Source organism: Rhodococcus maanshanensis NBRC 100610 (assembly GCF_001894865.1).
In the GTDB taxonomy this organism is placed as follows: Bacteria; Actinomycetota; Actinomycetes; order Mycobacteriales; family Mycobacteriaceae; genus Rhodococcus_G; species Rhodococcus_G maanshanensis.
This window is the reverse complement of sequence record NZ_BCXA01000047.1, coordinates 1-24,104: the sequence shown is the minus strand read 5'-3', so window position 1 is coordinate 24,104 and position 24,104 is coordinate 1. Positions and strand designations below refer to the sequence as shown.

General features: G+C 68.1%; 22 protein-coding genes and 1 pseudogene. 11 read left to right on the top strand and 12 right to left on the bottom strand.

Translation table 11 applies throughout. The features are described from left to right. Positions 1 to 271 precede the first annotated feature (271 nt). Positions 272 to 574 carry a DUF4193 domain-containing protein gene (locus tag RM1_RS20985; RefSeq protein ID WP_027499550.1) on the top strand — a complete coding sequence of 101 codons (303 nt, stop codon included), beginning with the start codon at positions 272 to 274 and terminating at the stop codon, positions 572 to 574. Positions 575 to 682: 108 nt separating this feature from the next. Here RM1_RS20985 and RM1_RS20980 read toward each other — a convergent pair whose 3' ends face one another. Further along, positions 683 to 1,192 carry a DUF3093 domain-containing protein gene (locus tag RM1_RS20980; RefSeq protein ID WP_083576878.1) on the bottom strand — a complete coding sequence of 170 codons (510 nt, stop codon included), beginning with the start codon at positions 1,190 to 1,192 and terminating at the stop codon, positions 683 to 685. 24 nt (positions 1,193 to 1,216) lie between these two features. Here RM1_RS20980 and dut point away from each other — a divergent pair, with 24 nt between their 5' ends. Continuing rightward, entirely contained in the window at positions 1,217 to 1,708 is a 492-nt protein-coding gene (gene dut / locus RM1_RS20975; protein WP_072753647.1) for a dUTP diphosphatase, read from the top strand. Continuing rightward, positions 1,708 to 2,550 carry a DUF3710 domain-containing protein gene (locus tag RM1_RS20970; RefSeq protein ID WP_072753646.1) on the top strand — a complete coding sequence of 281 codons (843 nt, stop codon included), beginning with the start codon at positions 1,708 to 1,710 and terminating at the stop codon, positions 2,548 to 2,550. Before dut ends, RM1_RS20970 begins: the two co-directional genes overlap by 1 nt. 16 nt (positions 2,551 to 2,566) lie before the next feature. On the opposite strand, the gene RM1_RS20965 is transcribed toward RM1_RS20970, so the two are convergent. After that, the gene (locus tag RM1_RS20965; protein ID WP_072753626.1) at positions 2,567 to 3,268 is read right to left on the bottom strand and encodes an alpha/beta fold hydrolase; all 702 of its coding nucleotides are present in this window, start codon (positions 3,266 to 3,268) and stop codon (positions 2,567 to 2,569) included. A gap of 196 nt (positions 3,269 to 3,464) precedes the next feature. On the opposite strand from RM1_RS20965, the gene RM1_RS20960 reads away from it, so the two are divergent. Then, a complete protein-coding gene (locus RM1_RS20960; protein WP_027499555.1) occupies positions 3,465 to 3,842 on the top strand; it encodes an OB-fold nucleic acid binding domain-containing protein in 378 nt (125 codons plus the stop codon). Between the two features lie 31 nt (positions 3,843 to 3,873). Beyond that, positions 3,874 to 4,578 carry a DUF3159 domain-containing protein gene (locus RM1_RS20955; protein ID WP_174562985.1) on the top strand — a complete coding sequence of 235 codons (705 nt, stop codon included), beginning with the start codon at positions 3,874 to 3,876 and terminating at the stop codon, positions 4,576 to 4,578. Between the two features lie 184 nt (positions 4,579 to 4,762). Here RM1_RS20955 and RM1_RS20950 read toward each other — a convergent pair whose 3' ends face one another. Then, positions 4,763 to 5,425 (bottom strand): potassium channel family protein, encoded by a 663-nt coding sequence (locus RM1_RS20950; protein WP_027499556.1) that lies wholly within the window; start codon positions 5,423 to 5,425, stop codon positions 4,763 to 4,765. Positions 5,426 to 5,495: 70 nt separating this feature from the next. Further along, positions 5,496 to 6,161: a potassium channel family protein gene (locus tag RM1_RS20945; protein ID WP_072753624.1), complete on the bottom strand. Its 666-nt coding sequence runs from the start codon at positions 6,159 to 6,161 to the stop codon at positions 5,496 to 5,498. A 171-nt stretch (positions 6,162 to 6,332) separates the two neighbouring features. Here RM1_RS20945 and RM1_RS20940 point away from each other — a divergent pair, with 171 nt between their 5' ends. The 4 genes from RM1_RS20940 to RM1_RS20925 all read left to right on the top strand — a co-directional run bounded on the left by RM1_RS20940 (position 6,333) and on the right by RM1_RS20925 (position 11,992). Beyond that, positions 6,333 to 8,336 (top strand): APC family permease, encoded by a 2,004-nt coding sequence (locus RM1_RS20940; RefSeq protein ID WP_072753623.1) that lies wholly within the window; start codon positions 6,333 to 6,335, stop codon positions 8,334 to 8,336. Beyond that, positions 8,333 to 9,601, top strand: a complete 1,269-nt coding sequence (locus RM1_RS20935) for a class I SAM-dependent RNA methyltransferase (protein WP_072753622.1) — start codon at positions 8,333 to 8,335, stop codon at positions 9,599 to 9,601. Before RM1_RS20940 ends, RM1_RS20935 begins: the two co-directional genes overlap by 4 nt. A gap of 313 nt (positions 9,602 to 9,914) precedes the next feature. After that, positions 9,915 to 10,406 carry a MarR family winged helix-turn-helix transcriptional regulator gene (locus RM1_RS20930; protein ID WP_072753621.1) on the top strand — a complete coding sequence of 164 codons (492 nt, stop codon included), beginning with the start codon at positions 9,915 to 9,917 and terminating at the stop codon, positions 10,404 to 10,406. Positions 10,407 to 10,459: 53 nt separating this feature from the next. Continuing rightward, positions 10,460 to 11,992, top strand: a complete 1,533-nt coding sequence (locus tag RM1_RS20925) for an MDR family MFS transporter (RefSeq protein WP_092667937.1) — start codon at positions 10,460 to 10,462, stop codon at positions 11,990 to 11,992. A 90-nt stretch (positions 11,993 to 12,082) separates the two neighbouring features. Here the strand turns inward: RM1_RS20925 and RM1_RS20920 are convergent, their stop codons facing one another. The 5 genes from RM1_RS20920 to glsA all read right to left on the bottom strand — a co-directional run bounded on the left by RM1_RS20920 (position 12,083) and on the right by glsA (position 16,776). After that, positions 12,083 to 12,298: a hypothetical protein gene (locus tag RM1_RS20920; RefSeq protein ID WP_027499561.1), complete on the bottom strand. Its 216-nt coding sequence runs from the start codon at positions 12,296 to 12,298 to the stop codon at positions 12,083 to 12,085. A 93-nt stretch (positions 12,299 to 12,391) separates the two neighbouring features. Continuing rightward, positions 12,392 to 13,030, bottom strand: a complete 639-nt coding sequence (locus tag RM1_RS20915) for an SIMPL domain-containing protein (RefSeq protein ID WP_072753619.1) — start codon at positions 13,028 to 13,030, stop codon at positions 12,392 to 12,394. Further along, positions 13,027 to 13,866 carry an ABC transporter permease gene (locus RM1_RS20910; protein WP_083576877.1) on the bottom strand — a complete coding sequence of 280 codons (840 nt, stop codon included), beginning with the start codon at positions 13,864 to 13,866 and terminating at the stop codon, positions 13,027 to 13,029. The genes RM1_RS20915 and RM1_RS20910 overlap by 4 nt, the downstream gene beginning before the upstream one ends. Then, complete coding sequence (locus RM1_RS20905) at positions 13,863 to 14,852, bottom strand: ATP-binding cassette domain-containing protein (protein WP_072753617.1); 990 nt, start codon at positions 14,850 to 14,852, stop codon at positions 13,863 to 13,865. The genes RM1_RS20910 and RM1_RS20905 overlap by 4 nt, the downstream gene beginning before the upstream one ends. A gap of 100 nt (positions 14,853 to 14,952) precedes the next feature. Next, a complete protein-coding gene (gene glsA / locus RM1_RS20900) occupies positions 14,953 to 16,776 on the bottom strand; it encodes a glutaminase A (RefSeq protein WP_072753616.1) in 1,824 nt (607 codons plus the stop codon). Positions 16,777 to 16,972: 196 nt separating this feature from the next. Between glsA and dxs the strand changes: the two genes are divergently transcribed. Further along, positions 16,973 to 18,904, top strand: coding sequence for a 1-deoxy-D-xylulose-5-phosphate synthase (gene dxs / locus RM1_RS20895; protein WP_072753645.1), 1,932 nt, complete (start codon positions 16,973 to 16,975; stop codon positions 18,902 to 18,904). A gap of 19 nt (positions 18,905 to 18,923) precedes the next feature. Here dxs and RM1_RS20890 read toward each other — a convergent pair whose 3' ends face one another. The 3 genes from RM1_RS20890 to RM1_RS20880 form a co-directional block, all read right to left on the bottom strand. After that, complete coding sequence (locus tag RM1_RS20890; RefSeq protein ID WP_072753615.1) at positions 18,924 to 20,369, bottom strand: sugar porter family MFS transporter; 1,446 nt, start codon at positions 20,367 to 20,369, stop codon at positions 18,924 to 18,926. A 149-nt stretch (positions 20,370 to 20,518) separates the two neighbouring features. Further along, positions 20,519 to 21,862 (bottom strand): HNH endonuclease signature motif containing protein, encoded by a 1,344-nt coding sequence (locus tag RM1_RS20885; protein WP_072753614.1) that lies wholly within the window; start codon positions 21,860 to 21,862, stop codon positions 20,519 to 20,521. 575 nt (positions 21,863 to 22,437) lie between these two features. Beyond that, complete coding sequence (locus RM1_RS20880) at positions 22,438 to 23,442, bottom strand: iron-siderophore ABC transporter substrate-binding protein (RefSeq protein ID WP_072753613.1); 1,005 nt, start codon at positions 23,440 to 23,442, stop codon at positions 22,438 to 22,440. Between the two features lie 174 nt (positions 23,443 to 23,616). Between RM1_RS20880 and RM1_RS20875 the strand changes: the two are divergent. Next, positions 23,617 to 23,860 (top strand): annotated as a pseudogene (locus RM1_RS20875) (IS30 family transposase); the annotation flags it as partial. Positions 23,861 to 24,104 lie beyond the last annotated feature (244 nt).

Here is a 24,104-nt window from a genome sequence, read left to right as displayed (position 1 = left end):
GTCGATTTTCAGACAGTTTCCGACGTGTGGTGAATGGCCCGCGACTTTTCTCCTGAGTTCGGCTATTGTCTGGCGGCCGCAGTCGTACACGACAGGCGTTTGGAGGACCGGACGGAAGGGCCAAATGTGGTGCAGATCATATTACCTGCGCTAACTTTTGGGCACTATTCGGCGCCCCCGAGCGTTATGCAGCCACACGGGTGATTCGTGTATTCGGCTGTGGTGTGTGGCCGGGGGAATCGATGACGAGAGAAGACGAGGGGAAGACGAGATGGCAACCGACTACGACGCACCGAGGCGTTCGGAATCCGACGAGGTTTCGGAGGACTCGCTCGAAGAGTTGAAGGCCCGGCGCAATGAAGCGCAGTCCGCGGTCGTCGACGTCGACGAGTCGGACACCGCGGAGTCGTTCGAGCTGCCCGGAGCAGATCTGTCCGGCGAGGAACTGTCGGTCCGGGTCGTTCCGAAGCAGGCCGATGAGTTCACGTGTTCGAGCTGCTTCCTGGTGCATCACAGGAGCAGGCTCGCCAGCGACGCCGGCGGCGTGCTCATCTGCATGGATTGCGCAGCCTGACGGCGCTGCTCAGGTAGTGGATCCGACCGGGGCACATGGCGCCCCGGCCCGGTATCAAAAGTCGTGCCCGGCCTGTTCGCAGGCCGGGCACAGTGGTTTCCGGGGACGCTACGGCGTCAGCAGGGCCGCCAGCTCGGCGGGCCTACGGGTGCTGACCAGCCAGTACGGCGTCGGATCCTCCGGATCGTCGAGGACGATCAGGACCATCGTCTTGATCCAGGTTCGGTGTTGCACGTAGGCGGCGGGGTCCAGCTGCCTGCCGAGCGCCGCGGACTTCGCGGTCGCGGGGACCACCGCGACCCGCGAGATCACGTCAAGGGGCAGGTTCGCCCTGCCGACGCGCAGTTCGCCGCGTCCGGGGCCTGCGCCGACCTCGATCCGCAGCCGGCTCAGCCAGAGCAGGACCCACACCGGGAAGGGCAACAGAAGCAGGTACGGCAACCAGGCCAGTAGGCCGGGATTCCCCATGTGTACCTCCGCGGCGAGCAGGCCGGCGACGGCGAGGCCGGCGGCCCACCACCACAGCGGTACCCACAGTCGCTCCGAGTAGATCGGCGCGGTGGGGTCGGTCTTGCCGCCGGTGGCGGCGGTCGAGGCAGGTTGAGGGTTCTCGGGCACGTATCCAGAGTAGTCTCGGTGCGCGTGAGCGATCTTCCAGCCATCGAGCTGCTGCGCCTTGATCCCGACATGCCGATCCCGCAGCGCGCCCACGTGGGCGACGCGGGTGTCGACCTCTGTTCCACTGTCGACGTGACCATCGAGCCGGGGGAGCGGACCCTGGTGGGGACCGGAATCGCCGTTGCGCTCCCGGTCGGCACCGTCGGGCTGATCCATCCCAGGTCGGGACTGGCCGCCAAGTCCGGTCTGTCGGTGGTGAACACACCGGGCACGGTCGACGCGGGTTACCGCGGTGAGATCAAGGTCTGTCTGATCAATCACGATCCGCGCACGCCGATCGCGATCAGTCGCGGTGACCGGATCGCCCAGCTGTTGGTGCAGCGGGTGGAGTTGGTCTCGTTCGTTGAGGTCACATCGCTCGACGAGACGACGCGCGGTGCGGGCGGATACGGATCCAGTGGTGGACATGCCAGCCTGCACGCGGTGTCGGCACTGCCCGAGGAAGGGGCACGATGATTTTCGGACGTAAGAAGAAGGCCGCCGACGAGGACCTCGACCAGTTCGAGGAGTTCCACGACGACGTCGACGCACAGGCCGAGGTCGACGAGTTCGAGGTCGAGGTACGGCCCGAGGGCGGGCCGTACGACCGGGACGAGCTCGACGACCCCGAGGGGGCGGCGCAATCCCGGTTGGACCTCGGATCGGTGCAGGTCCCGCTTCCCGAGGGCGGTCAGATCCAGGTGGAGATGGCCCCGGACGGCACCCCGCAGGCGGTGCACCTGGTCACCGAGCACGGCCGGGTCACGATCGCGGCCTATGCCGCGCCGAAGTCCCCGGGGCAGTGGCGCGAGGTCGCGGGTGACCTCGCGGAGTCGCTGCGGGCGGACCAGGCCGAGATCAGCGTGCAGAGCGGCCCGTGGGGTCGCGAGCTGCACGCGGTCACCCCGAACGCCGACCTGCGTTTCATCGGCGTCGACGGCCCGCGCTGGATGATCCGGTGCGTGGTGGCAGGCCCCGTCGGGTCCGCGGGCCTCGAGACCCCGCTCACCGCGATCGCCAGGGAGATCCTCGCGGGCACGGTGGTCAACCGTGGCGCCGAGCCGTACCCGGTGCGGACCCCCCTCCCCGTGGTGCTCCCGCAGATGCTGGCCGAGCAGCTGATCGCGGCCCAGCAGCAGCAGATGCAGGCGCAACAGCAGGCCGCGCAGGCCCAGCAGACGGCGGAGGTCCAGGAGGCCGCCGTCGCCGAGGCCGCTGCCGCGGCCCAGGCCGCCGCTGCCGCCGCCCAGGATCACACCCTGCCGCCGGAGGAGCGTCCGGGCGGATCCGGCTCGGCCATGCAGCAGCTGCGACGCTGATCGGCTCTGCGGCCGATCAGGAGGAGGAAAGGGCGGTCAGGCAGGACCGGCCGAGGATTCCGGGGTCGGCACCGATCTCGTCGAGGGTGACCGTGGCCAGCGAGGCCGACGGGAGCACGGTCACCCATCGCCGGGCCACCGCGATGGGGTGAACCGGGTCGTCGGTGGCCGCGCAGATGCCAACCGGCACGGTGATCCGTGCGAGATGTTCCTCGACGAGGCCGTGGTAGGCCGCGGCCTCCTCGAGGGCGCTGGGCAGGTGTGGCCACTGCGATCGCCAGGACCGCTCCAGCTCGCCGCCCAGCCACGCCGGGCTGGTCTCGATCATCGCGCTGGTCACGGCGTCGAGCCCGTCCGCGCGCAGCATGCGCGCGGTCACGGTGGCACTCATGGCCGCAGGGGCGTCGGCCGGGTCGCCGATCCAGGCGGGCAGCGCCGCGAGCACCCCGGCCACGCGGGACTGGTTGCGGGCGGCCCACTGCGCCGCAACCGCGGCTCCGATCGACACGCCGCCGACGAGGATCCGTCCGTGCCGGTCCGCTGCCGCGTCCATCGCGTCGAGGTAGCTCTCGACCACTCGCCGCGGGTCGGGCTCCACGGCGATGACCTCCACCCCGACCTGCGTCAACGCGCCCGAGAACGCCTTCTCCGCGAAGTGTGCGTCCGACCCGGTTCCCGGCAGCACCACCGCCGCCCGCGGCCATGTCATCTCCTGCATCAGTCGATGGTCGCACCGACGGCGCGGGCCGGTGCCACACGGGTGCGGTCACGGCCGTGATCGGCTATTCGCCCGGTGGCCGGGACACTCCTCACAGTGGTGTGGTTCGCGGTTCGGGATGGGTCTACAGTGGCGATCACACAGACCTACAAGCGGGGCGAAAACAGTCGCACCGCACCTGCTCCAGGAGCGCGCTATGGCACTCGCGGCCACAGGCTATTTTCGTCGGCTGACCCGCCGGCTCACCGAGGACCTCGATCAACTCGATGCCGAGGCAATGGTGGAATCGTCGCAGGCGTCGGGCGCACAGCGCGCCTGCGACTGTAGTCGCGGTGAGGAGGTCACCATGCTCGGGCGGCTACGCAGCGTCGAGACGTGTGCCAAGGCCTCGACCGCGAACATGGAGGCCGAGTTCTTCGACGGAACCGAGGCCGTGACGCTGGTGTGGATCGGCAGGCGCCGGATCGCGGGGATCGAGCCGGGCAAGACCCTGCTCGTCCGCGGGCGCGTCGGTGAGCGCAACGGACAGAAGGTCATCTACAACCCGTACTACGAGCTACGAGGCGATTCGTAGCCATCGCCGGTACATGTGGCAGTCTCGTCGGGTGACCGACAGGCAAGAGCAGTCCATTCTCGAACAGCTCGGCGGAGTCAGTGGGCTGGTCTACTCGACCCTGCCGATCCTGGTCTTCGTCCCGATCAACAGCATCTGGGGCCTCACGGCGGCCATCTGGGGGGCCCTTGGCGTTGCGGCCGCGGTCCTGGTGTGGCGGGTGGTCGCCAAGGGTGCGATCCAGCCCGCGATCTCGGGCTTCCTCGGCGTCGGCGTCTGCGCCTTCATCGCCTACCGGACCGGGGATGCCAAGGGGTACTTCCTGTTCGGGATCTACACGAGTCTCGCGTACGCAGGGGTCTTCCTGCTCTCGATCCTGCTCCGCTGGCCGCTGGTCGGCGTGCTGTGGGGATTCCTCAACGGCCACGGCAATTCGTGGCGGGGCAGCCGGGCCGCGATCCGGGCCTATGACCTCGCCACGGCCGCGTGGGCGCTCGTGTTCGGTGCCCGCTACCTGGTGCAGTCGCAGCTCTACGACACCGATCACACCGGTTGGCTCGCGGTCTCGCGCATCGCGATGGGCTGGCCGCTGACCGCGCTGGTCCTGGTGGCGACGGTCTGGTTGGTGCGGCGCGCCGACCGTGCCGCCGAGGCCTTGGTCGAGGCAGGGGCCGACGCGGAGACCGAGCCCGAGGCCGGAGTGGAATCGGACGATCGCGGCGCCCAGTCGAATGGTTCGGGTGACGAGCGCTCCTAGCGAACGACACCCGCGAGCATGCGCAATGCGCGCGGTAATTGTGTGCGGTGCATCGGCTGTGACGTACCGCACGTTCCGTGAATTGTGTCCGCCGAATTCGGGGGCGTCTCATTTGTGACCGCATTGCCCGATATCGGACAATGCGGTCACAAATTCAATTACATGACAATTCGGAACCTTTGGATCAGCGCTTGACGCCGACCGCGGCACGCAGCTCGTCCTCGACCTCGACGGAGGCGACGAAGAGCAGCTCGTCGCCGCCCTCGATCGGGTCGTCCTGCTGCGGGACGATCACCCGACCGCCCCGCAGGATGGTCACCAGGGCGGCGTCGCGGGGCAGCTGGATCTTGCGGACAGGCTTACCGGCCAGCTCGGTGTCCGCGGGCAGGGTGATCTCCACCAGGTTCGCCTGACCCTGCCGGAAGGTCATCAGGCGGACCAGATCGCCGACCGAGACCGCCTCCTCGACCAGCGAGGCGAGCATGCGCGGGGTGGACACGGCGACGTCGACGCCCCAGGAGTCGTCGAAGAGCCATTCGTTGCGGGGGTCGTTCACCCGGGCGACGACGCGCCGCACGGCGAACTCGGTCTTGGCCAGGAGGCTGACCACGATGTTGACCTTGTCGTCGCCGGTCGCGGCGATCACGACGTCGTAGGACTCGAGCTCGGCGGACTCCAGCAGGGCCAGCTCGCAGGCATCGGCGTGCACCCACACCGCGTCCGGGATCGCCTCGGGGTCGACGTGCTCGAGATTGCGCTCGAGCAGCATCACGTGGTGGTCGCCTCGGATCAGCTCGCGGGCGATCGATCGGCCGACCGCGCCTGCTCCGGCGATTGCGACTCTCATCGGGTCCATCCGTTCGGGTCTGTTGGCGATTCGTGCGCCGCGGTCGGCGACGCCTGCGGGAAGGTGCTCATCAGGAGTCCGATGGCGGCGCGGTGGCGGCAAGCGCGACCGCTTCGGCGACCGTCCCGGAGACGGCGGCGACGTACACCTGGTCGTCGGCCTGGATCACCGTGCGGCGGTCGGGGAGGACCCCGGTGCCGAAACGGATGAGGAAGGCGACCCTGGACCCGGTGTGCTCCTCGAGTTCGGTGACCTGGTGGCCGACCCAGTCCTCGTGCAGATCGAGTTCCGCGACCGCGACGGTGCCGGAGGGGTCGCGCCACTTGGTGGTGTGACTCTCGCGGGTGAGGTGGTGCAGGAACCGGTCGGTGGTCCACGGCACAGTGGCCACGGTGGGGATGCCGAGGCGTTCGTACACGGCCGCGCGCTTGGCGTCGTAGATCCGGGCCACGACCCGGCTCACGCCGAAGTTCTCCCTGGCCACCCGGGCGGAGATGATGTTCGAGTTGTCGCCGGAGGAGACCGCGGCGAAGGCCTCGGCCCGTTCGATGCCCGCCTTGAGCAGGACATCGCGGTCGAATCCCATTCCGACGACACGGTGGCCGGTGAATCCGGGGTCAAGACGCCGGAAGGCGTCGGGATCGCGGTCGATGATCGCGACCTCGTGGCCGATCCGGTTCAGGCCGGCCGCGAGGGCCGATCCGACCCGGCCGCACCCCATCACGACTACGTACACCGTTCGCCTCCGCTCGTCGGCTTTCCGACGCTGTGCCGCGGCCGCCGCGGTGGCGACGACCCTCGATTCGAACGGTACCGTCCCCGGTTCGGCGGTGTCCGCGCACGTCGCGATTTGGCGAAGTCGACGGCGGATGGCACTGGATCGGTTCGGACGGATTACGCTTTGGCGGTGTCAAAGCTCTCGACCGCTGCCAAGCGGCTGCTGGTAGGTAGACCGTTCCGCAGCGACAAGCTGGGGCACACACTGCTCCCCAAGCGAATCGCGCTGCCGGTCTTCGCCTCCGATGCGATGTCCTCGGTCGCCTATGCGCCGGAGGAGATCTTCCTCGTCCTGTCCGTGGCGGGCATCTCCGCGTACATGTACACGCCCTGGATCGGGCTCGCCGTCTGCGCGGTGATGGCGGTCGTCGTTGCCAGCTACCGGCAGAACGTGCACGCGTACCCCTCGGGCGGTGGCGACTACGAGGTGGCCACCACGAATCTCGGTCCGACGGCAGGCCTGACGGTCGGCAGCGCGCTGATGGTCGATTACGTGCTCACCGTGGCCGTCTCGATCTCCTCGGCCGCCTCGAACATCGGTTCCGCGGTTCCGTTCGTCGCCACCCACAAGGTGCTGTTCGCGGTCGCGGCCATCGCGATCCTCACCGCGATCAATCTGCGCGGTATCCGAGAGTCGGGGACCGCGTTCGCCATTCCCACGTACGCCTTCATCATCGGCATGTTCCTGATGCTCGGGTGGGGGCTGTTCCGGATCTTCGTGCTCGGCGACGACGTGAAGGCCGAGTCGGCAGGATTCGATCTACACGCGGAGAACACTCAGCTCTACGGTGTCGCGTTCGCCTTCCTGATCGCCCGCGCGTTCTCGTCCGGTTGCGCGGCGCTGACCGGGGTCGAGGCGATCAGCAACGGGGTGCCCGCCTTCCAGAAGCCCAAGTCCCGCAACGCGGCCACCACCCTGTTCCTGCTCGGCGCGATCGCGATCGTCCTGCTGATGGGCATCATCACCCTGGCCCAGAAGATCGGGATCGTGTACGCACACGACCCGGCCGAGCAGCTCACCAATGCGCCGGAGGGCTACCAGCAGAAGACGCTGATCGCGCAGATCGCCGAGGCGGTGTTCTCGGGGTTCCCGATCGGTTTCTACTTCATCGCGACCGTCACGGCGCTGATCCTGGTGCTCGCGGCGAACACCGCCTTCAACGGATTCCCCGTGCTCGGCTCGATCCTCGCGCAGGACCGCTACCTGCCCCGGCAGCTGCACACGCGCGGAGACCGATTGGCCTTCAGCAACGGCATCCTGTTCCTGTCCGGCGCCGCTATCGCCTTTGTCGTCTTCTTCGGGGCCGAGGTCACCAAGCTGATCCAGCTCTACATCGTCGGGGTGTTCGTCTCGTTCGTGCTGAGCCAGACGGGCATGATCAGGCACTGGACCCGGCACCTCAAGAGCGAGACCGACCCGGCGGCGCGGCGGCGCATGAAGCGCTCGCGCGTCATCAACTCCATCGGCCTCGCCATGACGGGTGCCGTTCTGATCATCGTGCTGATCACCAAGTTCGCGGCGGGTGCCTGGATCGCGATCGTGGCCATGGTCGCGATCTTCGTGGTGATGAAGTCGATCCGCAGGCATTACGACAGCGTCGCGGCGGAGCTGGACGAGCAGGAGTGGGACGGCGTGCTGCCGAGTAGGACCCATTCGATCGTGTTGGTGTCGAAGCTGCACATGCCGACGATGCGCGCGATCGCCTACGCCCGCGCCACCCGGCCCGACACCCTGGAGGCGGTCACGGTGAACGTCGACGAGGCGGACACCCGGGCGCTGGTCCGTGAGTGGCAGAACAGCGATATCACCGTGCCGCTCAAGGTGATCGAGTCGCCCTACCGCGAGATCACCAAGCCGGTCCTCGACTACGTCAGGCGGGTGCGGCGCGATTCGCCCCGTGAGGTCGTGACGGTGTTCATCCCGGAGTACGTGGTCGGACACTGGTGGGAGCAGATCCTGCACAACCAGAGTGCGTTGCGGCTCAAGAGCCGCCTGCTGTTCCAGCCGGGCGTGATGGTCACGAGCGTGCCGTGGCAGCTCAGTTCCTCGGAACGGGCCAAGCGCGAACGGATCCAGGCGGTGCCGGGCGGTACCAGGCGTGGATTCGACGCCGCGGAGGACAACGGCCGGTGAGCGAGAGCTGGTACGGCCGCAGCATCGAGGTCCGGCTCGGGAATCCGGGCCACGGCGGCTTCTGCGTCGCCAGGCACGAGGGCCGGGTGGTGTTCGTCCGGCACGGGTTGCCCGGTGAGCTGGTCCTGGCCGAGATCACCGAGGACCGCGGCGGCTCGTTCTGCCGCGCGGACGCGGTGGAGATCGTGGAGGCCTCACCGGCGCGAGTGTCGGCTCGCTGCCCGATCTCCGGGCCGGGCGGGGCCGGCTGTTGCGACTTCTCGCACGCCACCCTGGACGCGCAGCGCGCGATGAAGTCCTCGGTGGTCGCCGAGCAGCTCCGCAGGATCGCAGGCATAGAGCGGGAGGTCGAGGTCGAGGAGCTGCCGGGCACCGACGACGGCACCGGCTGGCGAACCAGGCTCCGGCTTGCGGTCGACCGCGAAGGCAGGGCCGGCTTCCACGGCTACCGCAGCTCGCAGGTGATCACCGACCTGCTGTGTCCGCAACCGGTACTGGGCACGTATCAGGGCCTGGCCGAGCGGGATTGGCGGCCGGGCGGGGAGATCCAGGTGACGGTGGACGGCGACGGCGCCAGGCACGTGGTGGAGATCGAGCCCGCGAAGGTCTCGAGCACCGGCCGCCGCAGTCCGGGCCGCCGCGGCGCAACCGCCAGGCGGGCCGCACAGGCGGGTCCACGCCGCGAGCACGTGGTGGAGGGCAGCGGCCGCGCCGTGGAGCGGGTCGGTGGACGCGAGTGGGAGCTGTCGGCAACCGGTTTCTGGCAGGCGCATCGTGGTGCGGCACAGGCCTATTCGTCGGTGGTCGCCGAGTGGGCGGAGGCCGCGCCCGGCTCGATCGCCTGGGATCTCTACGGCGGGGTCGGCGTGTTCGCCGCCGAGCTGGCCGAGCAGGTGGGTCCGGACGGCGAGGTGGTGTCGGTCGAGTCGGGGCGCGGCGCGGTCGACGACGGCAGGCGCGCGCTGGCCGATCTCGGGCAGGTGCAGTTGCGTGCGGCCCGGGTGGAGAAGGTGGTGGGGGAGCTGCCGGTTCCTGTGGGCGCGGTGGTGCTGGACCCGCCCCGGTCCGGTGCCGGCCGTGAGGTCATCGAGGCGCTCGCGCACGCGGGCCCCGGCCGGGTGATCCACATCGGCTGCGATCCGGCCGCGTTCGGACGCGATGTCGGGCTGTACCTCGCGCAGGGGTACCGGCTCGAGCAGGTGCGCGCCTTCGACGCCTTCCCGATGACCCATCATGTGGAGTGTCTCGCGCTGCTGACGCGGTAGCGGGTACGGCGCGCGGTCCATCCAGACGGGCCCGTTGCCGGGGTGGCGTCACATCATGGGCATCATCGGCATCATGGGCATCTGCCAGCCCATCTGATGCATCCAGGCCATGAACATGTTCATCATGTCCTGCCACATTGTGTGTTCTCACCTCCGCCCGAGGTGATGGTGATCCATGCGCACATGACTGTGTGCACTTCCGATTCTACTGAGGTCGCCGCTGCCCGGGATGACAGACATTAACTTGCATGGGTAATGCAACCAATATATAGTTGCGTACCGCAAGCATCAATCACTCTGTTCAGGGGAGCCCATGGCCGTGCAGACCGCTACCGCGGAGGACCTCGTAGAGGAGGTCTTTCTCTTCGGTAGGGCGTTGCGCCACATCCTCGGCGGTGCCGACACGAGCGGACTTCCGCCCGCACTTCTCGGGGTGCTGCACGTGCTCGCGACCGTCGGCCAATGCCGACAGATGGAGCTCGCCTCCAATCTGTGCGTCAGTCAGTCGTCGTTGAGTCGTCAGATCGCGGATCTGGTGGACGCCGGGTTCGTCGAGCGGCACGCCGATCCGGAGGACGGAAGGGTCTCGCTCGTGCGGCTCTCGGAGTCCGGGACGGAGCTCCTGAGGGAGAACAGAGAACGCCGGGCCGATCGCCTACGCACCCTGCTCGGCGAATGGAGCGAGGAAGAGGCCCACGAGGCCATGACCTCGCTCCGTCGGCTCAAGCACACCTTCATGACCCCGCCGGTACGGAGAACCGTGTCCGACGCAGATTCTCAGAACCAGGGGAGTACACCCACATGACCGAAACCGAATCCCAGACGCGCCACGCCGCCCCACCGGGCGAGGAGGTGCTGATGACGCACCGCGAGATCCTCGAGGTTCTCGCGGGGTTGCTCGCGGCGCTGTTCACCGCGCTGCTCAGCTCGACCATCGTCTCCACCGCCCTGCCGACGATCATCGGCGACCTCAACGGCAGCCAGACCCAGTTCGCCTGGGTCATCACCACCGCGCTGCTGGCCACCGCCGCGTCGACGCCGATCTGGGGCAAACTGGCCGATCTCTACAACAAGAAGGTCTTGGTCCAGTCGGCGATCGTGATCTTCGTGATCGGCTCGGTCATCGCCGGGTTCGCTCCCAACGTGCCGATCCTGTTGGGCGCCCGCGTGATCCAGGGCATCGGTATGGGCGGGCTGACCGCGCTCGTCGTCGCCATCATCGGAAGCATCATCCCGCCGCGTGATCGCGGCAGGTACTCCGGATACATGGGTGGGGTCATGGCGGTGTCCATGGCCGGTGGCCCTGTCCTCGGTGGCGTCATCGCCGACGGTCTCGGCTGGCGCTGGTGCTTCTTCGTGTGCGTCCCCCTCGCCGTGATCGCGCTCGTCCTGCTGCAGAAGACACTGCACATCGAGACCGACCGCAAGGACGGCGTCAAGATCGACTGGCTCGGCGCGACCCTGCTGACGGCGGGCGTCTCGGTGCTGCTGATCTGGGTGTCCTTCGCGGGCAAGGCCACCTACTACGACTGGGTCTCGACCGAGTCCGCGGTGCTCGTGGGCATCGGCCTGCTGCTGCTGATCGCCACCGTCTTCGTCGAGAGCAAGGCAGCCTCGCCGATCATCCCGCTCAAGATCGTCACCGAGCGGACCACCGCGCTCGCCATCATCTCCTCGGTTGCGGTGGGCGTCGGACTGTTCGGTGCCACCACGTTCCTCGGCCAGTACTTCCAGACCGCGCGCGGGCACACTCCGACCGAGGCCGGTTTGCTGACGATCCCGATGGTGTTCGGCATGCTGGTCGGCACCGTCGGCTCGGGCCAGCTGATCACCAAGTTCGGCAAGTGGAAGGGATTCGTCGTCGCGGGCTCCATCCTGCAGCTCATCGGCTTCCTGCTGCTGAGCACCATCGACCACGAGACCCACATGTGGCTGATCGGGCTGATGATCGCGCTGCTCGGCCTCGGCACCGGCATGCTGATGCAGAACGTCGTCCTGGCGGTGCAGAACACGGTGAGCGTCCACAACATCGGTGCCGCCAGCAGTGTGGTCGCCTTCTTCCGGACCTTCGGCGGCGCGATCGGCGTCTCGGTGCTCGGCTCGGTGCTGGCCACCCGCGTCACCGACCTCACCGCGGAGGGATTCGCGAAGCTCGGCATCGACACCCACACGCCCGGTGGCGGCGGCAACCTCAACCTGAAGGTACTGCCGGAGCCCGTGCAGGACGTGATCCGGATGGCCTACGGCGACGCGACCGGTCGGATCTTCCTGATCGCGGCGGCCGTCGCGGTGGTCACCGTCATCGCGGTGATCTTCCTGCCGAACAAGCCGCTGCGGACCACCATCGACCTCAAGCCCTCCGCGGCGGACGTGGAGTACGAGAAGGTCTAGGAGCCGGGCTCGTCCCGAACACAACAGTGCGGCCCACCCTCAGCGGGGGTGGGCCGCACTGTTGTGTTCGGCAGAGGGGACGTACCGGGCTCAGACCGCCCGGTACACGTCGGCGTTGATGTATGCCGCCACCAGATCGTGGTACTCGCGGCGCGGGCGATGGTCCGCGGGCAGGACGCCCGCCAACGGTGCCTGCGAGCGGAACTGCTCGAGATTGAAGGCCTGCCCGCCGTTGGTCCGGCGGCCGATGGCGACCACGCCCACGAGCGCGATCAGTACCGAGGAGAGAACGAGGTAGGGGATCACGACACCAGTGTCGCCGACCGGCCCGCGCCTTCCCAAACTCTGGGAACGAGATCTTTGGCACAGGTGATGCAGGTCACGGGCGTTTTTTCGGGGTCAGATCAGGGTCCAGCGCACCCGCACCGTCGCCGACAGCTCGGTCTCACCGCGTTCGATCGGCATGGCATCGGCAGACGCCTTCATCGCCCGCACCATCGGCCGGGGCATCGGCGGCGAGTCGACGTCCTCGGACACCTCGACGACCTTGCCGAGTTCGCGCCCCGAGAGCGCCGCGTACTGCCTCGCCTTCGCGAGGGCATCGGCGAAGGCCGCGTCCCTGGCCCGACTCAGCAGCCCGGCCTGATCCGAGATCCCCAGCTCGAGACCACCGAGCCGGACGTCGTCCCCGCCCGCCCCGACGCAGTCGGCGATGATCTGACCGGGGGTAGACAGATCGCGCAGCGTCACCGACAGCGTGGTGCTCGCGATGTAGCCGACCACCTGCTGACCCTGGTTCTCCTGCCACACGGTGTCCGCGTGCACGGACAGTCCCGTTGTGGCGACGTCGGCCGGGGAGACGCCGGCCTCGCGGAGCGCCTCGGACACCGAACGGGCGGTGTGCCCAGCCCGTTCGAATGCGCCGGTGACCTCCTGGCTGCGAACCTCCACCGATACCGTGATCCGCATGATGTCGGGAGTCGCGGCCGCCGAGCCGTGGCCGAGGACGGTGACGGACGATTTCATCTGCGCGGTCATGACTTCCGGTTGTACAGGCGCATCGTGATGGGCCCGAAGATCAGGATGAAACCGGCACACCAGCCGAGCACGATGGCCAGATCGCCGAGCTCGACGGTGCCCGCCATCAACCCGCGAATCGCGGTCACCAGCTTGCTGATCGGATTGACGTTCACGAAGGCCTGGAGCCAGCTGGGCATGGTGGACGGGTCGACGAAGATGTTGCTCGCGAAGGTGAGCGGGAACAGGATGAACATCGACACGCCCATCACCGCCTGCTCGGTGCGCATCAGCATCGCGAACATGGTCCAGACCCAGGACATGCTGAACGAGAACAGCAGTAGCAGCGCGATGGAGGCCACCACGCCGACGACCCCGCCCTGCGGTCGGAAACCGAGGATCAGTCCGAGGACCATCACGATCACCGAGGCGATCGTGTAGCGGACCACGTCGCCGAAGAGGGCCCCGACCAGCGGCGCGGGCCGCCAGATCGGCAGGGACCGGAACCGGTCGAAGACGCCCTTCTCGATGTCCTTGTTCAGCGTCAACCCGGTGTACATGGTGATCATGACGACCGTCTGCACCAGGATGCCCGGGATCAGGAACTGCACGTACGCCTCGGTGGAGCCGGCGAGGGCGCCGCCGAACAGGTACGTGAACATCAGGGTGAACATGATCGGAAACATCGTGACGTCGAACAATTGCTCGGGCACGTGCTTGATCTTGAGCAGCGCCCGCCACCCGAAGGAGAGCGACGTCGACAGCGCGTTCGGCCGCGCCGGTCGCGGACCCGAGAGCTGCAGCACGTCGCTGACCGCGGGCGCAACCGACGGTGATTGCACGGAGGTCGATGTCATGATGCCGTCTCCTTCACGAATGCCGTGTCGTCTTCCGATTCGGCCGGACGGCCGGTGAGCGCGAGGAACACCTCGTCGAGGCTCGGCTGTCCGAGCGCGAAGGTGGTCACCGAGATGCCCGCCTCGTCGAGCGCGGGCAGCGCGCGGGCGACCCGCTGCGGGTCGTCGATCCGCGCCGTCAGGGCGGCCGGATCGGATTCCCTGCTGATCTCGACGCCGAGGACGTCGCCGAGCAGGACTGCCGCGTCGTCCCGCCTCGACTGATCCGCGACGCGCACGTGCAGGGCGCCCGACCCGACCGAGGCCTTGAGCTCGCCTGTTGTGCCCTCCGCGATGACCTTGCCGTGGTCGATCACCGCCACCCGGTCGGCGAGCTGGTCGGCCTCGTCGAGGTACTGGGTGGTGAGCAGCACGGTGGTGCCGCCCGCGACCAGGGCCCGGACGATCTCCCAGACCTGGTTGCGACTGCGCGGATCGAGTCCGGTGGTCGGTTCGTCGAGGAAGATCAGCTCCGGTGTGACGATGATGCTGGCCGCGATGTCCAGGCGCCTGCGCATGCCGCCGGAGAACGTCTTCACCTGGCGCGGGCCTGCCTCGACGAGGTCGAAGGCCGTCAGCAGCTGTTCGGACCTGGCCTTGGCGGCGGCCCTCGAGAAGCCGAACAACCGGGCGAGCAGCACCAGGTTCTCGGTTCCGGACAGGTCCTCGTCCAGCGAGGCGAACTGGCCGGTCAAGGCGACCTTGCTGCGGACCGTGTCCGCTTCCCTGGCGACATCGTGCCCGAGCACCCTTGCGCTGCCGCCGTCGATCTCGAGCAGCGTCGCGAGCATCCGGATCGTGGTGGTCTTGCCGGCCCCGTTGGGGCCGAGGACGCCGTACACCCCGCCGGAGGGAACGGAGAGGTCGACACCGTCGACCGCGACGTTGGATCCGAACCGTTTGACCAGTCCTTCGGTTTCGATCGCGAGTCCTGCGTTCAAGGTCATGTGGGTACCTTCTCCGATCCTGCGGTCGACGGCAACGTAGTTTTCGAGCGTAGGCGCGGGGTACGACAGCGTGGGTGGGATCGGCGGGGTGGCAGGCGGTTCAGCCGAGGCGGCCGCGCGGCGCCAACGAACGGATCGCGGCCTCCATCTGGGCATATGCGCCCGCCGCCAACCGTTCGAGAAGCGCAATCTTGAGGCCGGGTGCCTCGGCGCCGAGGCGGGCGAAACGGTCCGGCGGCAGCACAGCCAAGCAAACATCGGTGTCGGCGCGCACGTCGCCGAGGAAGCGTTCCCCGATCAGCGTCGGCATCTCGCCGAACGTCATGCCCGGCGCGAGTGTGGTGATCCGGTGGGGGAGTCCGTCCGCGCCCTGCAGGGTGTTGCTCACCCGTCCGGCGAGGATCAGGAAGATGCCTGCGGCCGGATCGCCGCGATGCACGATCACCTCGCCCTGGCCGATGGTCCGGATCTCCAGCTCGCCCGCGAATCTGTCGAACTGCTCGGCGCTGAGCGTCGACAAGAGGGGGTGCTGGGCGAGCGTGATCGACTCCGGCAGCCTTGCGCCCGCGCAGTGCCGGTCCAGGAGGGTGTCCTCGCACCACTCGAGCGCGGCATCGAGATCGACGAAGACCCGGCCGCCCGCGGCGGGAACCAGCCCGGAGGTGGTGTGCCCCAGTAGGCCGTCGGGGTCCACGAGCGCGAGCTGGCAGCCCTTGGCGCCGAGGTCGTCGTACAGGTCCGACAGCATCCTGCTCGCGACCCCGCTGACGTCGTCCACCCGCCGGATGTCCACGGCGACCGCCTCGAGTTCGTTGCTCTGCGCGGTGATCTCGCGCACCGCCGTCTCGGTGCCCGCGAACAGCAGGTCGCCGTGCAGTTCGTAGATCCGCGCGCGGCGCCCGAACTTCTCGAGCGAGTCGCGTTCGGCGGGCCCGCGCCGCTGCCTCGACGGTGCCTCCGCGACCGAGTAGCTCGATCTGACCGCGGACTTGGCCGCCCGCGTCACGTGCAGGAAGTGCAGTTCGAGTTCCTTCGAGAGCTCCCGGCACGCCTGGACCCCGCGGACGCTGTTGCCGTGGGCGTCCAGGCGCGGCGAGTACACCGCGATCCCGATCTGACCGGGCAACACCGCGAGCACGCCGCCGCCGACACCGCTCTTGGCGGGCAGGCCCACCTGCGTCACCCAGTCGCCCGCGGCGTCGTACATCCCGCAGGTGGTCATCACGCTGAGCACCCGTTCGACGAGGTCGGGCGCCAGGGCCCGCTCGTGGGTGACCGGATTGACCCCGTTGTTCGCCAGCGTCGCGCCCATCACCGCGAGGTCGCGGCAGGTGACGTCGATCGAGCACTGCCGGAAGTACAGGTCGACGGCCGCGTCGGGGTCGTCCGCGATGATGCCGAACGAGCGCAGCATGTGGCCGATGGCACGGTTGCGGTGACCGGTCCGCGCCTCCGACCGGTAGACCGCCTCGTTGAGCGAGAGCTCGCGGCCCGCGTAGCGGGAGTAGCACCGGCGCAGCCGCTCGAATCGATGCCCGGGATCGTCCCCGTCGATCAGCGAGGCGGCCGCGATCGCGCCCGCGTTGATCATCGGGTTGCGGGGCCGCTCCGTGACGGGGTCGAGGCTGATCTCGTTGAACGGCTCCCCGGACGGTTCGACGTCGATCTTCTCGGCGACGGCGCTCAGGCCGCGATCGGCCAGTGCAAGACCGTAGGTGAGCGGTTTCGAGATGGATTGGATGGTGAACTCGGTGTGTGCGTCGCCCGACTCGTAGACGTAGCCGTCGGAGGTGGCAATGCACAGGGAGAACGAGTCGGGCGCGACGGCGGCGAGTTCCGGGATGTAGTCGGCGAGTTCTCCGGTGCGGTTCTCCCGGCACAGTGCGAACACTTCCCCGATGAGGCCGTCCACGACGTTGCGCATGGGCTCAGCCTAGGTCCACGGCGGTGACCTCGGTCACCGAAGTTCGGCATAATGAGCAGGCAACGCCGTCGCGCCGCGCGGGTGGACGGGACGTCGGGCAGTTGTCGGATCCGGACTCCGTAGACTGGGTCGGTCGGCACGGTGTCGACGCCGTGTTCACGCAGTTCTTGCTGTGTCTCTGGAGGGAGCGATCTCGTTGGGTGTCCTTTCTCGAATCCAGGCGCCCACCGATCTGCGCGCGCTGAGCCCCGCCGAGATGCGGGAGCTCGCCACGGAGATCCGTGATTTCCTCGTGCAGAAGGTCTCCGCCACCGGCGGCCACCTCGGGCCGAACCTGGGCGTCGTCGAGCTCACCTTGGCGCTGCACAGGGTCTTCGACTCGCCCTCCGATCCGATCATCTTCGACACCGGCCATCAGGCCTACGTGCACAAGATGGTCACCGGCCGGATGGACCGGTTCGACTCACTGCGCAAGCAGGGCGGGCTGTCCGGTTACCCGTGCCGCGCCGAGAGCGAACACGACTGGGTCGAGTCCTCCCATGCCTCCGCCGCGTTGTCCTATGCGGACGGTCTTGCGAAGGCCTTCGAGCTGACCGGGCAGCACCGGCACGTGGTCGCCGTGGTCGGCGACGGCGCGTTGACCGGCGGAATGTGTTGGGAGGCACTCAACAACATCGCGGCCGGCCGCAATCGCTCGGTCGTCATCGTCGTCAACGACAACGGTCGCTCCTATGCCCCGACCATCGGTGGGCTCGCCGATCACCTCGCGGCGCTGCGGTTGCAGCCCGGCTACGAGAGGGTGCTCGACAACAGCAGGCGGATGGTCAAGAAGATGCCGTGGGTCGGGCGCGCCGCGTACCAGCTCCTGCACGGCATGAAGGCCGGGATCAAGGACATGGTGAGCCCGCAGGTCATGTTCACCGACCTCGGCATCAAGTACCTGGGTCCGGTCGACGGCCACGACGAGGCCGCGCTCGAGTCGGCGATGCGACGCGCGAAGTCCTTCGGTGGCCCCGTGATCGTGCACGCGGTGACGCGCAAGGGCATGGGTTACGCCCATGCGGAGAACCACGTTGCCGATCAGATGCACGCAACCGGCGTCATCGATCCGCTCACCGGGCGGTCGACCTCCGAGCCCGCGGCGGACTGGACCTCGGTGTTCTCCGAGGAGCTCGTCGCCCAGGCCGAGCGCCGCAAGGACATCGTCGCGATCACCGCGGCGATGCCGGGGCCGACCGGCCTCGCGGCCTTCGGCGACCGGTTCCCTGACCGGATGTTCGACGTCGGCATCGCCGAGCAGCACGCGCTCACCTCCGCGGCCGGCCTCGCGCTCGGCGGGCTGCACCCGGTGGTCGCGGTGTACTCGACCTTCCTCAACCGCGCCTTCGACCAGCTGCTGATGGATGTGGCGCTGCTCGATCAGCCCGTGACGATTGTGCTCGACCGGGCGGGGATCACCGGTCCGGACGGGGCCAGCCACAACGGCATGTGGGACTTCTCGTTGCTCGGGATCGTGCCGGGCATCCGCGTCGCCGCGCCAAGGGATGCGGCTTCGCTGCGCGAGGAACTCGCCGAGGCGCTCGCGGTCAGCGACGGTCCGACCGCGCTGCGGTTCCCGAAGGGCGCTGTTGCCGAGGACATTCCGGCGATCGAGCGACTCGACGGCACGGTGGATGTGCTGCGCATGCCGGAGGCGCGCACGGGCGACGTGCTGATCGTCGCCGTCGGCCCCTTCGCCGAGGTGGCGCTCGAGACGGCCGTCCGGCTCGAGCAGCAGGGGATCAGTGCCGCGGTCGTCGACCCGCGCTGGGTGCTGCCGGTGCCCGAGTCGCTGGTCGCGCTCGCCGAGGACTTCCGCATGGTCGTCACGGTCGAGGACAGCGGACTGCACGGTGGCATCGGCTCCAGCGTGTCGGCGGCACTGCGCGCCGCGGGCGTTGACACGCCCTCGAGGGATGTCGGTGTGCCGCAACGATTCCTGGACCATGCGTCGCGGGATCAGATCCTCAAGGAGCTCGGTCTCACCGCGCAGGATCTGGCCCGCCAGATCACCGGCTGGGTCGTCGGTATCCGGTCCGAGGTGGAAGAGTCCTCGGATCTGGGTAGCGCTGGTCCCGGCGTCGGCTAATCCGGGCGGCCGCCGGTGATCAGCCGGCCGCCTCCAGGGTGCGTCCGCGGGTCTCCTTGACGAACCGCAGGACGACGAAGAACGAGATCGCCGACATCGCGGCGTACCCGCCGTAGGTGAGCGAGAGGTTCCAGTCCGCGAGCGTCGGGAAGGTCGAGGAGACAAGGAAGTTCGCGACCCAGTTGGCGGCGGTGGCGACGCCGACCGCGGCGGCGCGGACCCGGTTCGGGAAGAGCTCGCTGATCAGGACCCAGACCACCGGGCCCCAGGAGAAGGCGAAGAAGAAAACGAACGCGTTGGCCGCCACCAGGGCGATCGCGCCGTTGGTGTCGCTGAGGGTCGCCACCGAGTCGCCGTCCGCGTCTGTGGTGATGGTGGCGGTGTGGAAGCACACCGCGGTGATGGCCAGCGAGATGGCCATGCCGACCGAGCCGATCAGCAGCAGCGGTTTGCGACCGATCCTGTCGATGACCGCGATCGCGACGAAGGTGCCGAGAATGTTGACCAGCGCGCTGACGACGCTGATGAACAGGGACCGGTCCTCGCCGTAGCCGACCGCCTGCCACAGCGTGCTCGAGTAGTAGAAGATCACGTTGATCCCGACGAACTGCTGCAGCGCGGCGAGCGCGATGCCGATCCAGACCAACGGTGCCACTCCGAGCGGCTTCGAGAACAGCTCCCTGACCGTCGTCTTGGTCCGGTGTTCGCTCAGCGAGGCGCGGATCTCGTTCATCCGCACGGTGACCGCGTCGTGGTCGCCGCCCTCCAGCCTCGAGATGATCTTGCGGGCATCCTCCTCGCGCGAGCGGGCGACCAGGAACCGCGGCGACTCGGGGATGGTGAAGGTCATGATCAGGTAGAGCGCGGCCGGGACCGCCTCGAGCGCGAGCATCCACTGCCATGCCTCGACCCCAGCCAGCTTCCCCCTAGCCCCGCCCGCCGACTCGGACAGCGCGTAGTTGACGAGCTGGGAGATCGCGATGCCGAGGACGATGGCGAGCTGGTACATGGACCCGAGGCGGCCCCGGATGGCGGCGGGGGAGATCTCCGCGATGTAGGCGGGCGCGATCACGGACGCGAAGCCGACCGCCACACCGCCGAGCACGCGCCACGCGGTGAGGTCGTAGACGCTGAACGGGAATGCGGACCCGATGGCTCCGACGATGAACAGCACAGCGGCGACCTGCATCACCCTGATGCGGCCGAGGCGGTCGGCGAACTCGCCCGCGATCCACGCGCCTGCCGCGGCCCCGAGTAGGGTCAGCGAGACGGTGAGTCCCGTTCCGGCGGCACCGATGTCGTACCGGTCACGGATGGCGCCGACCGCGCCGTTGATGACCGCGGTGTCGTAGCCGAAGAGGAAGCCGCCGAGTGCGGCTGCCGCCGCGAACATCACGGCGTGGGCGACGTCCGCCTTCGCCGCGCCCGACCCGGTGCCGCCGAAGGCGGTGTCGCTCTGTGCCATCTCTGACCCCTAGCGCGCCCCGCGGTCGACGCCCCATTGCGTCGTGCAACACCCGGGACAGTGTGGACGCTACGCCGATGGTCGTGCGATGTGGTCGATAACATGGCTCGGGTCGTGCCGTGCACCATTGTGACCGCGGCGGTGTGGGGTCAGCAGGCGAGTGGGAGCTGACCTCGGTTGTGGGCGGGGATGGGTTTTCGTTCGTGGTCTATCCAGTGTGGGGGTGTGAACCACGGATGCTGGTCGTCGCCGATGTGGACCTGCCAGTCGCCTTTGTGGATGAGGGTGTGGTGGAACCTGCAGAGCAGTACCAGGTTCGAGAGTTTGGTTTCGCCGCCATTCGACCAGTGGTGGACGTGGTGACCGTCGGTCCAGGCGGCGGGTCGGCCGCATCCGGGGAAGGCGCATCCGCAGTCGCGGGCGTGGAGGGCGCGTCGGAGTCGGCGGGGGATGAGGCGGGTGGTGCGGCCGACGTCGAGTGGGTTGCCGTCGTCGTCCATCACGATCGGGGTGATCGAGGCGTCGCAGGACAGGGTGGCGGCGAGGCGTAGGCCGATCGGTCCGAGCCAGGGCATCCAGGCGGGGCCGCGGCGGATGAAGGATGTGCCGGCGTCCTGGGGTTCGATGCCTGCCTCGCGGGTGGTGCGTGCGAGGTCGCCGAGACCGACGAAAACGGTCATGTGGGGGCGCTCGCCACCCTCGCCGGGGGCGGCGCCGGAATCGAGGTAGTGACGGACGATGTCCGCGAACGCGTCAGCGCGCCGTTGAGGTGCGGAACGGGAGTCGGGTTCGCGCTCGCCCCTGGTGGTGTTGCGGCCGGGCTCCGGCTTGGACAGTGCGGACAGGGCGGTCATCAGTTGCTCGCCGGTGGCCTTGTCGAAGTGTCCCTTGACGCGCAGTCGGCCACCGGCGGTGCGGGAGGCGAAGAACTCGTTGAGTTTCTCGTTTTCGTCGTCGGGTGGTGTCGTGTCGTCGGGTTGGAGCATCGAGGCCAGTCCCGCGACCCGCCTGCGGGTGTCCTCGGCGTTCTCCCTGGCGCCGTTGGTGAGGAGGTATTTGGTGCACTGGTCGGCGCATTCGGCGGCGGGGTCGTCGAATTCTCCGCCGTTGCCGGAGTTCTTGATGTCGGAGGTGTAGTCGGGGACCTTGAGGAGTAGTCCGATGATCGACCGGGCCTGCTCGGTGTCGATGTCGCCGTTCTCGAATGAGGATCTCACGTCGGGGAAGCGGTCGAGGTCGGCGCCGAGTGACATCGCGCGTTTGGCGTGGGCGGGGGTGAGTTTTGATGATTCGGCGAGCCAGCTGACGGCGGAGGAGGCACCCGTCAGGGTGATCGCGCCGCGAAAGGTGGCCTCCTGGACCAGTCGCACCCGGAGTGCTTCGAGTTGGCGGATCCGCGTCGACAACTCCGGTACCAGTGCGACGAGGTCGCGTTCGTCGATCTGCCAGGTGACCACGTCCTGTGGTCGGTCGAGCAGATCGCTGAGCTCCATGTACCGAATCTAGTCGAACGCACGTTCTATTGTGTGGGTTCTGGCATCAATATTCCGGTGGGTCGGCGACGGTTTCCCGGCGATTCCTACGTACACCTGAGGTCTGCGTGATCGGCCTCCACCGCCGGTGTGGGTGCGGCGCTCATGGGGTCATGATTCGAAGGACAGGCATTGTCGAGCTTTCTTGACCGCGTTGGCATCCTCTGGAAAGTGCATCTCGGTCTCTGGCTAGACGGTGTGCTCCCAGGCTGATTGGTCCACATTGACGAGGGGTGCGCCGGTGGCGATCACCGTCAGTGCTTGTCCCTCTGTGGGAACTGGGCCGCCGCCCAATCCCCACACCCCGTGGGAGGTCGAACCGTCGCTCCTCCGGAACTGCATGGCGACCGCGTAGTAGTTGTTGTCACTCCGGCTGCCAGCCATGTGACCGCAGCGGCCGCGGTGAGTGCAGCCACCACCGCGTGCCATTACCCACCCCTACGTCTGGCCAACTGCCGCCTCCCGAGTTCGCACTGCGACAGCCATTCTCATGCGGGAGTTGAGCGGAGACCGGTACGCCTGGCCTGGGTGCGGCCTCAGCCGGCGCGCTTCGCGGCCTCCGCCAGTTGGGGGACGATCTTGTCGAGCACCCAGGGAATGCTGAGCACGTTGACGTTGCTCAGTCCGGCGATGACCTGCTGGTCGCTCAGGAGCACGGCCGAGCCGCGCTGGACCGCTCCGAGCGAGGCGATGGCGGGGTTGCCGAGAGGATCGGTAGCGCCGTCGGTGAAGGCAACGATGACGTCGGCATCGATGTCGCGGACATTCTCCAGCGAGATGTCCTGGTAGAACTTGCCGCTCTTGTTGTCCGCGGCGAGCTTCTCCACGCCGGGGGCGTTGACGAAGCCGAGTTCGGTGAGGACCTGGACCCGCGGATCCGTCGGCAGGTAGACGTTGGCCTCGCCCGCACCGGTGTCGAAGTTCACCACCGCGAGGGTCTTCCCGGCGAACTTGGGGTGCTGGGATGCGGTGTCGGCCAGGGTCTTCCCCAGCCCGTCGATCAGGCCCTCGGCCTCGTCCGGCTTGCCGACGGCCTCGCCGATGATGCTGGTCTGGTCCTGCCAGGTGGTCTGCCAGGCCTTGCCCGGGTAGGCGACGGTGGGCGCGAGCCGGCTCAGCTTGTCGTAGTAGGCCTTGTCGAATCCCTCGTAGGGCGCCAGGATCGCGTCCGGGGCGAGCGCGGCCAGCGCCTCGATGGACGGCTCGCCTGCCTGAGGATCGTCGAACAGCGTGGTCTTGTCCGCGTCGAAATACTTCTCGGCCCATGGCATCACGCCGTTCGGGTTGGCCCCGTACACGTACTTCGGCTGGCCGACGGGGGTGAGGCCGAGCGCGTAGAGCACGTCCTGGGCGTTCCAGCCCATCGTGACGAGCCGGTCCGGCCTCGCCTCGAGGGTGGTGGTGCCGAAGGAGTTGTCGATGCTGACCGGGTAGGCGCCGCCGCCGTCCGCGGCGCTGTCGGAGCTCGCGGTGTCGGAGGCGCAGCCGACAAGGGTGGTGGCGGCGAGGGCGGCGATGCCGAGACGAAAGAGTGAACGCATGAGGAGAGCCTAACCTAACCGCCAAGCCGCCCGCGAAAGCGAGTCCGCGCCTTGGGCGACGGGGCGGGTTCACGCCGGTCGTCGCAACACTTTCGATTGGGAGGTTGCGACGACCGTGTGTTCCCTGGGGATGTCGCCGAGTACGGACCCGCGCACCTACGTGGGTCGCTGCGGCACAAGCAGTTCACGATGGCCACCGACATGCCGTCTACTTCTGCAACCCCGCCTCGCCCTGGCAGCGCGGCACCAACGAGAACACAATGGTCTTCTGCGTCAGTACTTCCCGAAGGGCACTGACCTGAGTGTCTATGGTCCGGCAGTCCTCGAGCACGTCGCTCGCCAACTCAACACCCGTCCACGCAAAACGCTCGACTGGGATACCCCAGCCGAGCGTCTGCGTGATCTGTTGATCCGCTAGACGGTATGGGGTGACACACGAGTTGTCGTGAGTTCGCTCCGGCCGGTCGGCGTCCCTCGGTTGGTGAGGATGTGCCGGCGCGGGGGTCGATGTCAACGTCGTTCATGCTCGCTGCGCTGCGCGTGCTCCACGTTGACATCGCGGCCGGCGCCCGGCGGGTCGGCCGTGATCGAGGGACGCCGGGTGCTGTGGACCGCTCTTGCGGGCCGGGGCCTCACTCACAAGATTCGTGGGTTACCGAGCA

Coding starts and splice junctions, on each gene's coding strand:
- RM1_RS20985 (WP_027499550.1), top strand. CDS start 272: ATGGCAACCGACTACGACGCACCGAGGCGTTCGGAATCCGACGAGGTT.
- RM1_RS20965 (WP_072753626.1), bottom strand. CDS start 3,268: ATGCAGGAGATGACATGGCCGCGGGCGGCGGTGGTGCTGCCGGGAACC.
- RM1_RS20960 (WP_027499555.1), top strand. CDS start 3,465: ATGGCACTCGCGGCCACAGGCTATTTTCGTCGGCTGACCCGCCGGCTC.
- RM1_RS20950 (WP_027499556.1), bottom strand. CDS start 5,425: ATGAGAGTCGCAATCGCCGGAGCAGGCGCGGTCGGCCGATCGATCGCC.
- RM1_RS20930 (WP_072753621.1), top strand. CDS start 9,915: ATGGCCGTGCAGACCGCTACCGCGGAGGACCTCGTAGAGGAGGTCTTT.
- RM1_RS20925 (WP_092667937.1), top strand. CDS start 10,460: ATGACGCACCGCGAGATCCTCGAGGTTCTCGCGGGGTTGCTCGCGGCG.
- RM1_RS20915 (WP_072753619.1), bottom strand. CDS start 13,030: ATGACCGCGCAGATGAAATCGTCCGTCACCGTCCTCGGCCACGGCTCG.
- RM1_RS20910 (WP_083576877.1), bottom strand. CDS start 13,866: ATGACATCGACCTCCGTGCAATCACCGTCGGTTGCGCCCGCGGTCAGC.
- RM1_RS20905 (WP_072753617.1), bottom strand. CDS start 14,852: ATGACCTTGAACGCAGGACTCGCGATCGAAACCGAAGGACTGGTCAAA.
- glsA (WP_072753616.1), bottom strand. CDS start 16,776: ATGCGCAACGTCGTGGACGGCCTCATCGGGGAAGTGTTCGCACTGTGC.
- RM1_RS20890 (WP_072753615.1), bottom strand. CDS start 20,369: ATGGCACAGAGCGACACCGCCTTCGGCGGCACCGGGTCGGGCGCGGCG.
- RM1_RS20885 (WP_072753614.1), bottom strand. CDS start 21,862: ATGGAGCTCAGCGATCTGCTCGACCGACCACAGGACGTGGTCACCTGG.
- RM1_RS20880 (WP_072753613.1), bottom strand. CDS start 23,442: ATGCGTTCACTCTTTCGTCTCGGCATCGCCGCCCTCGCCGCCACCACC.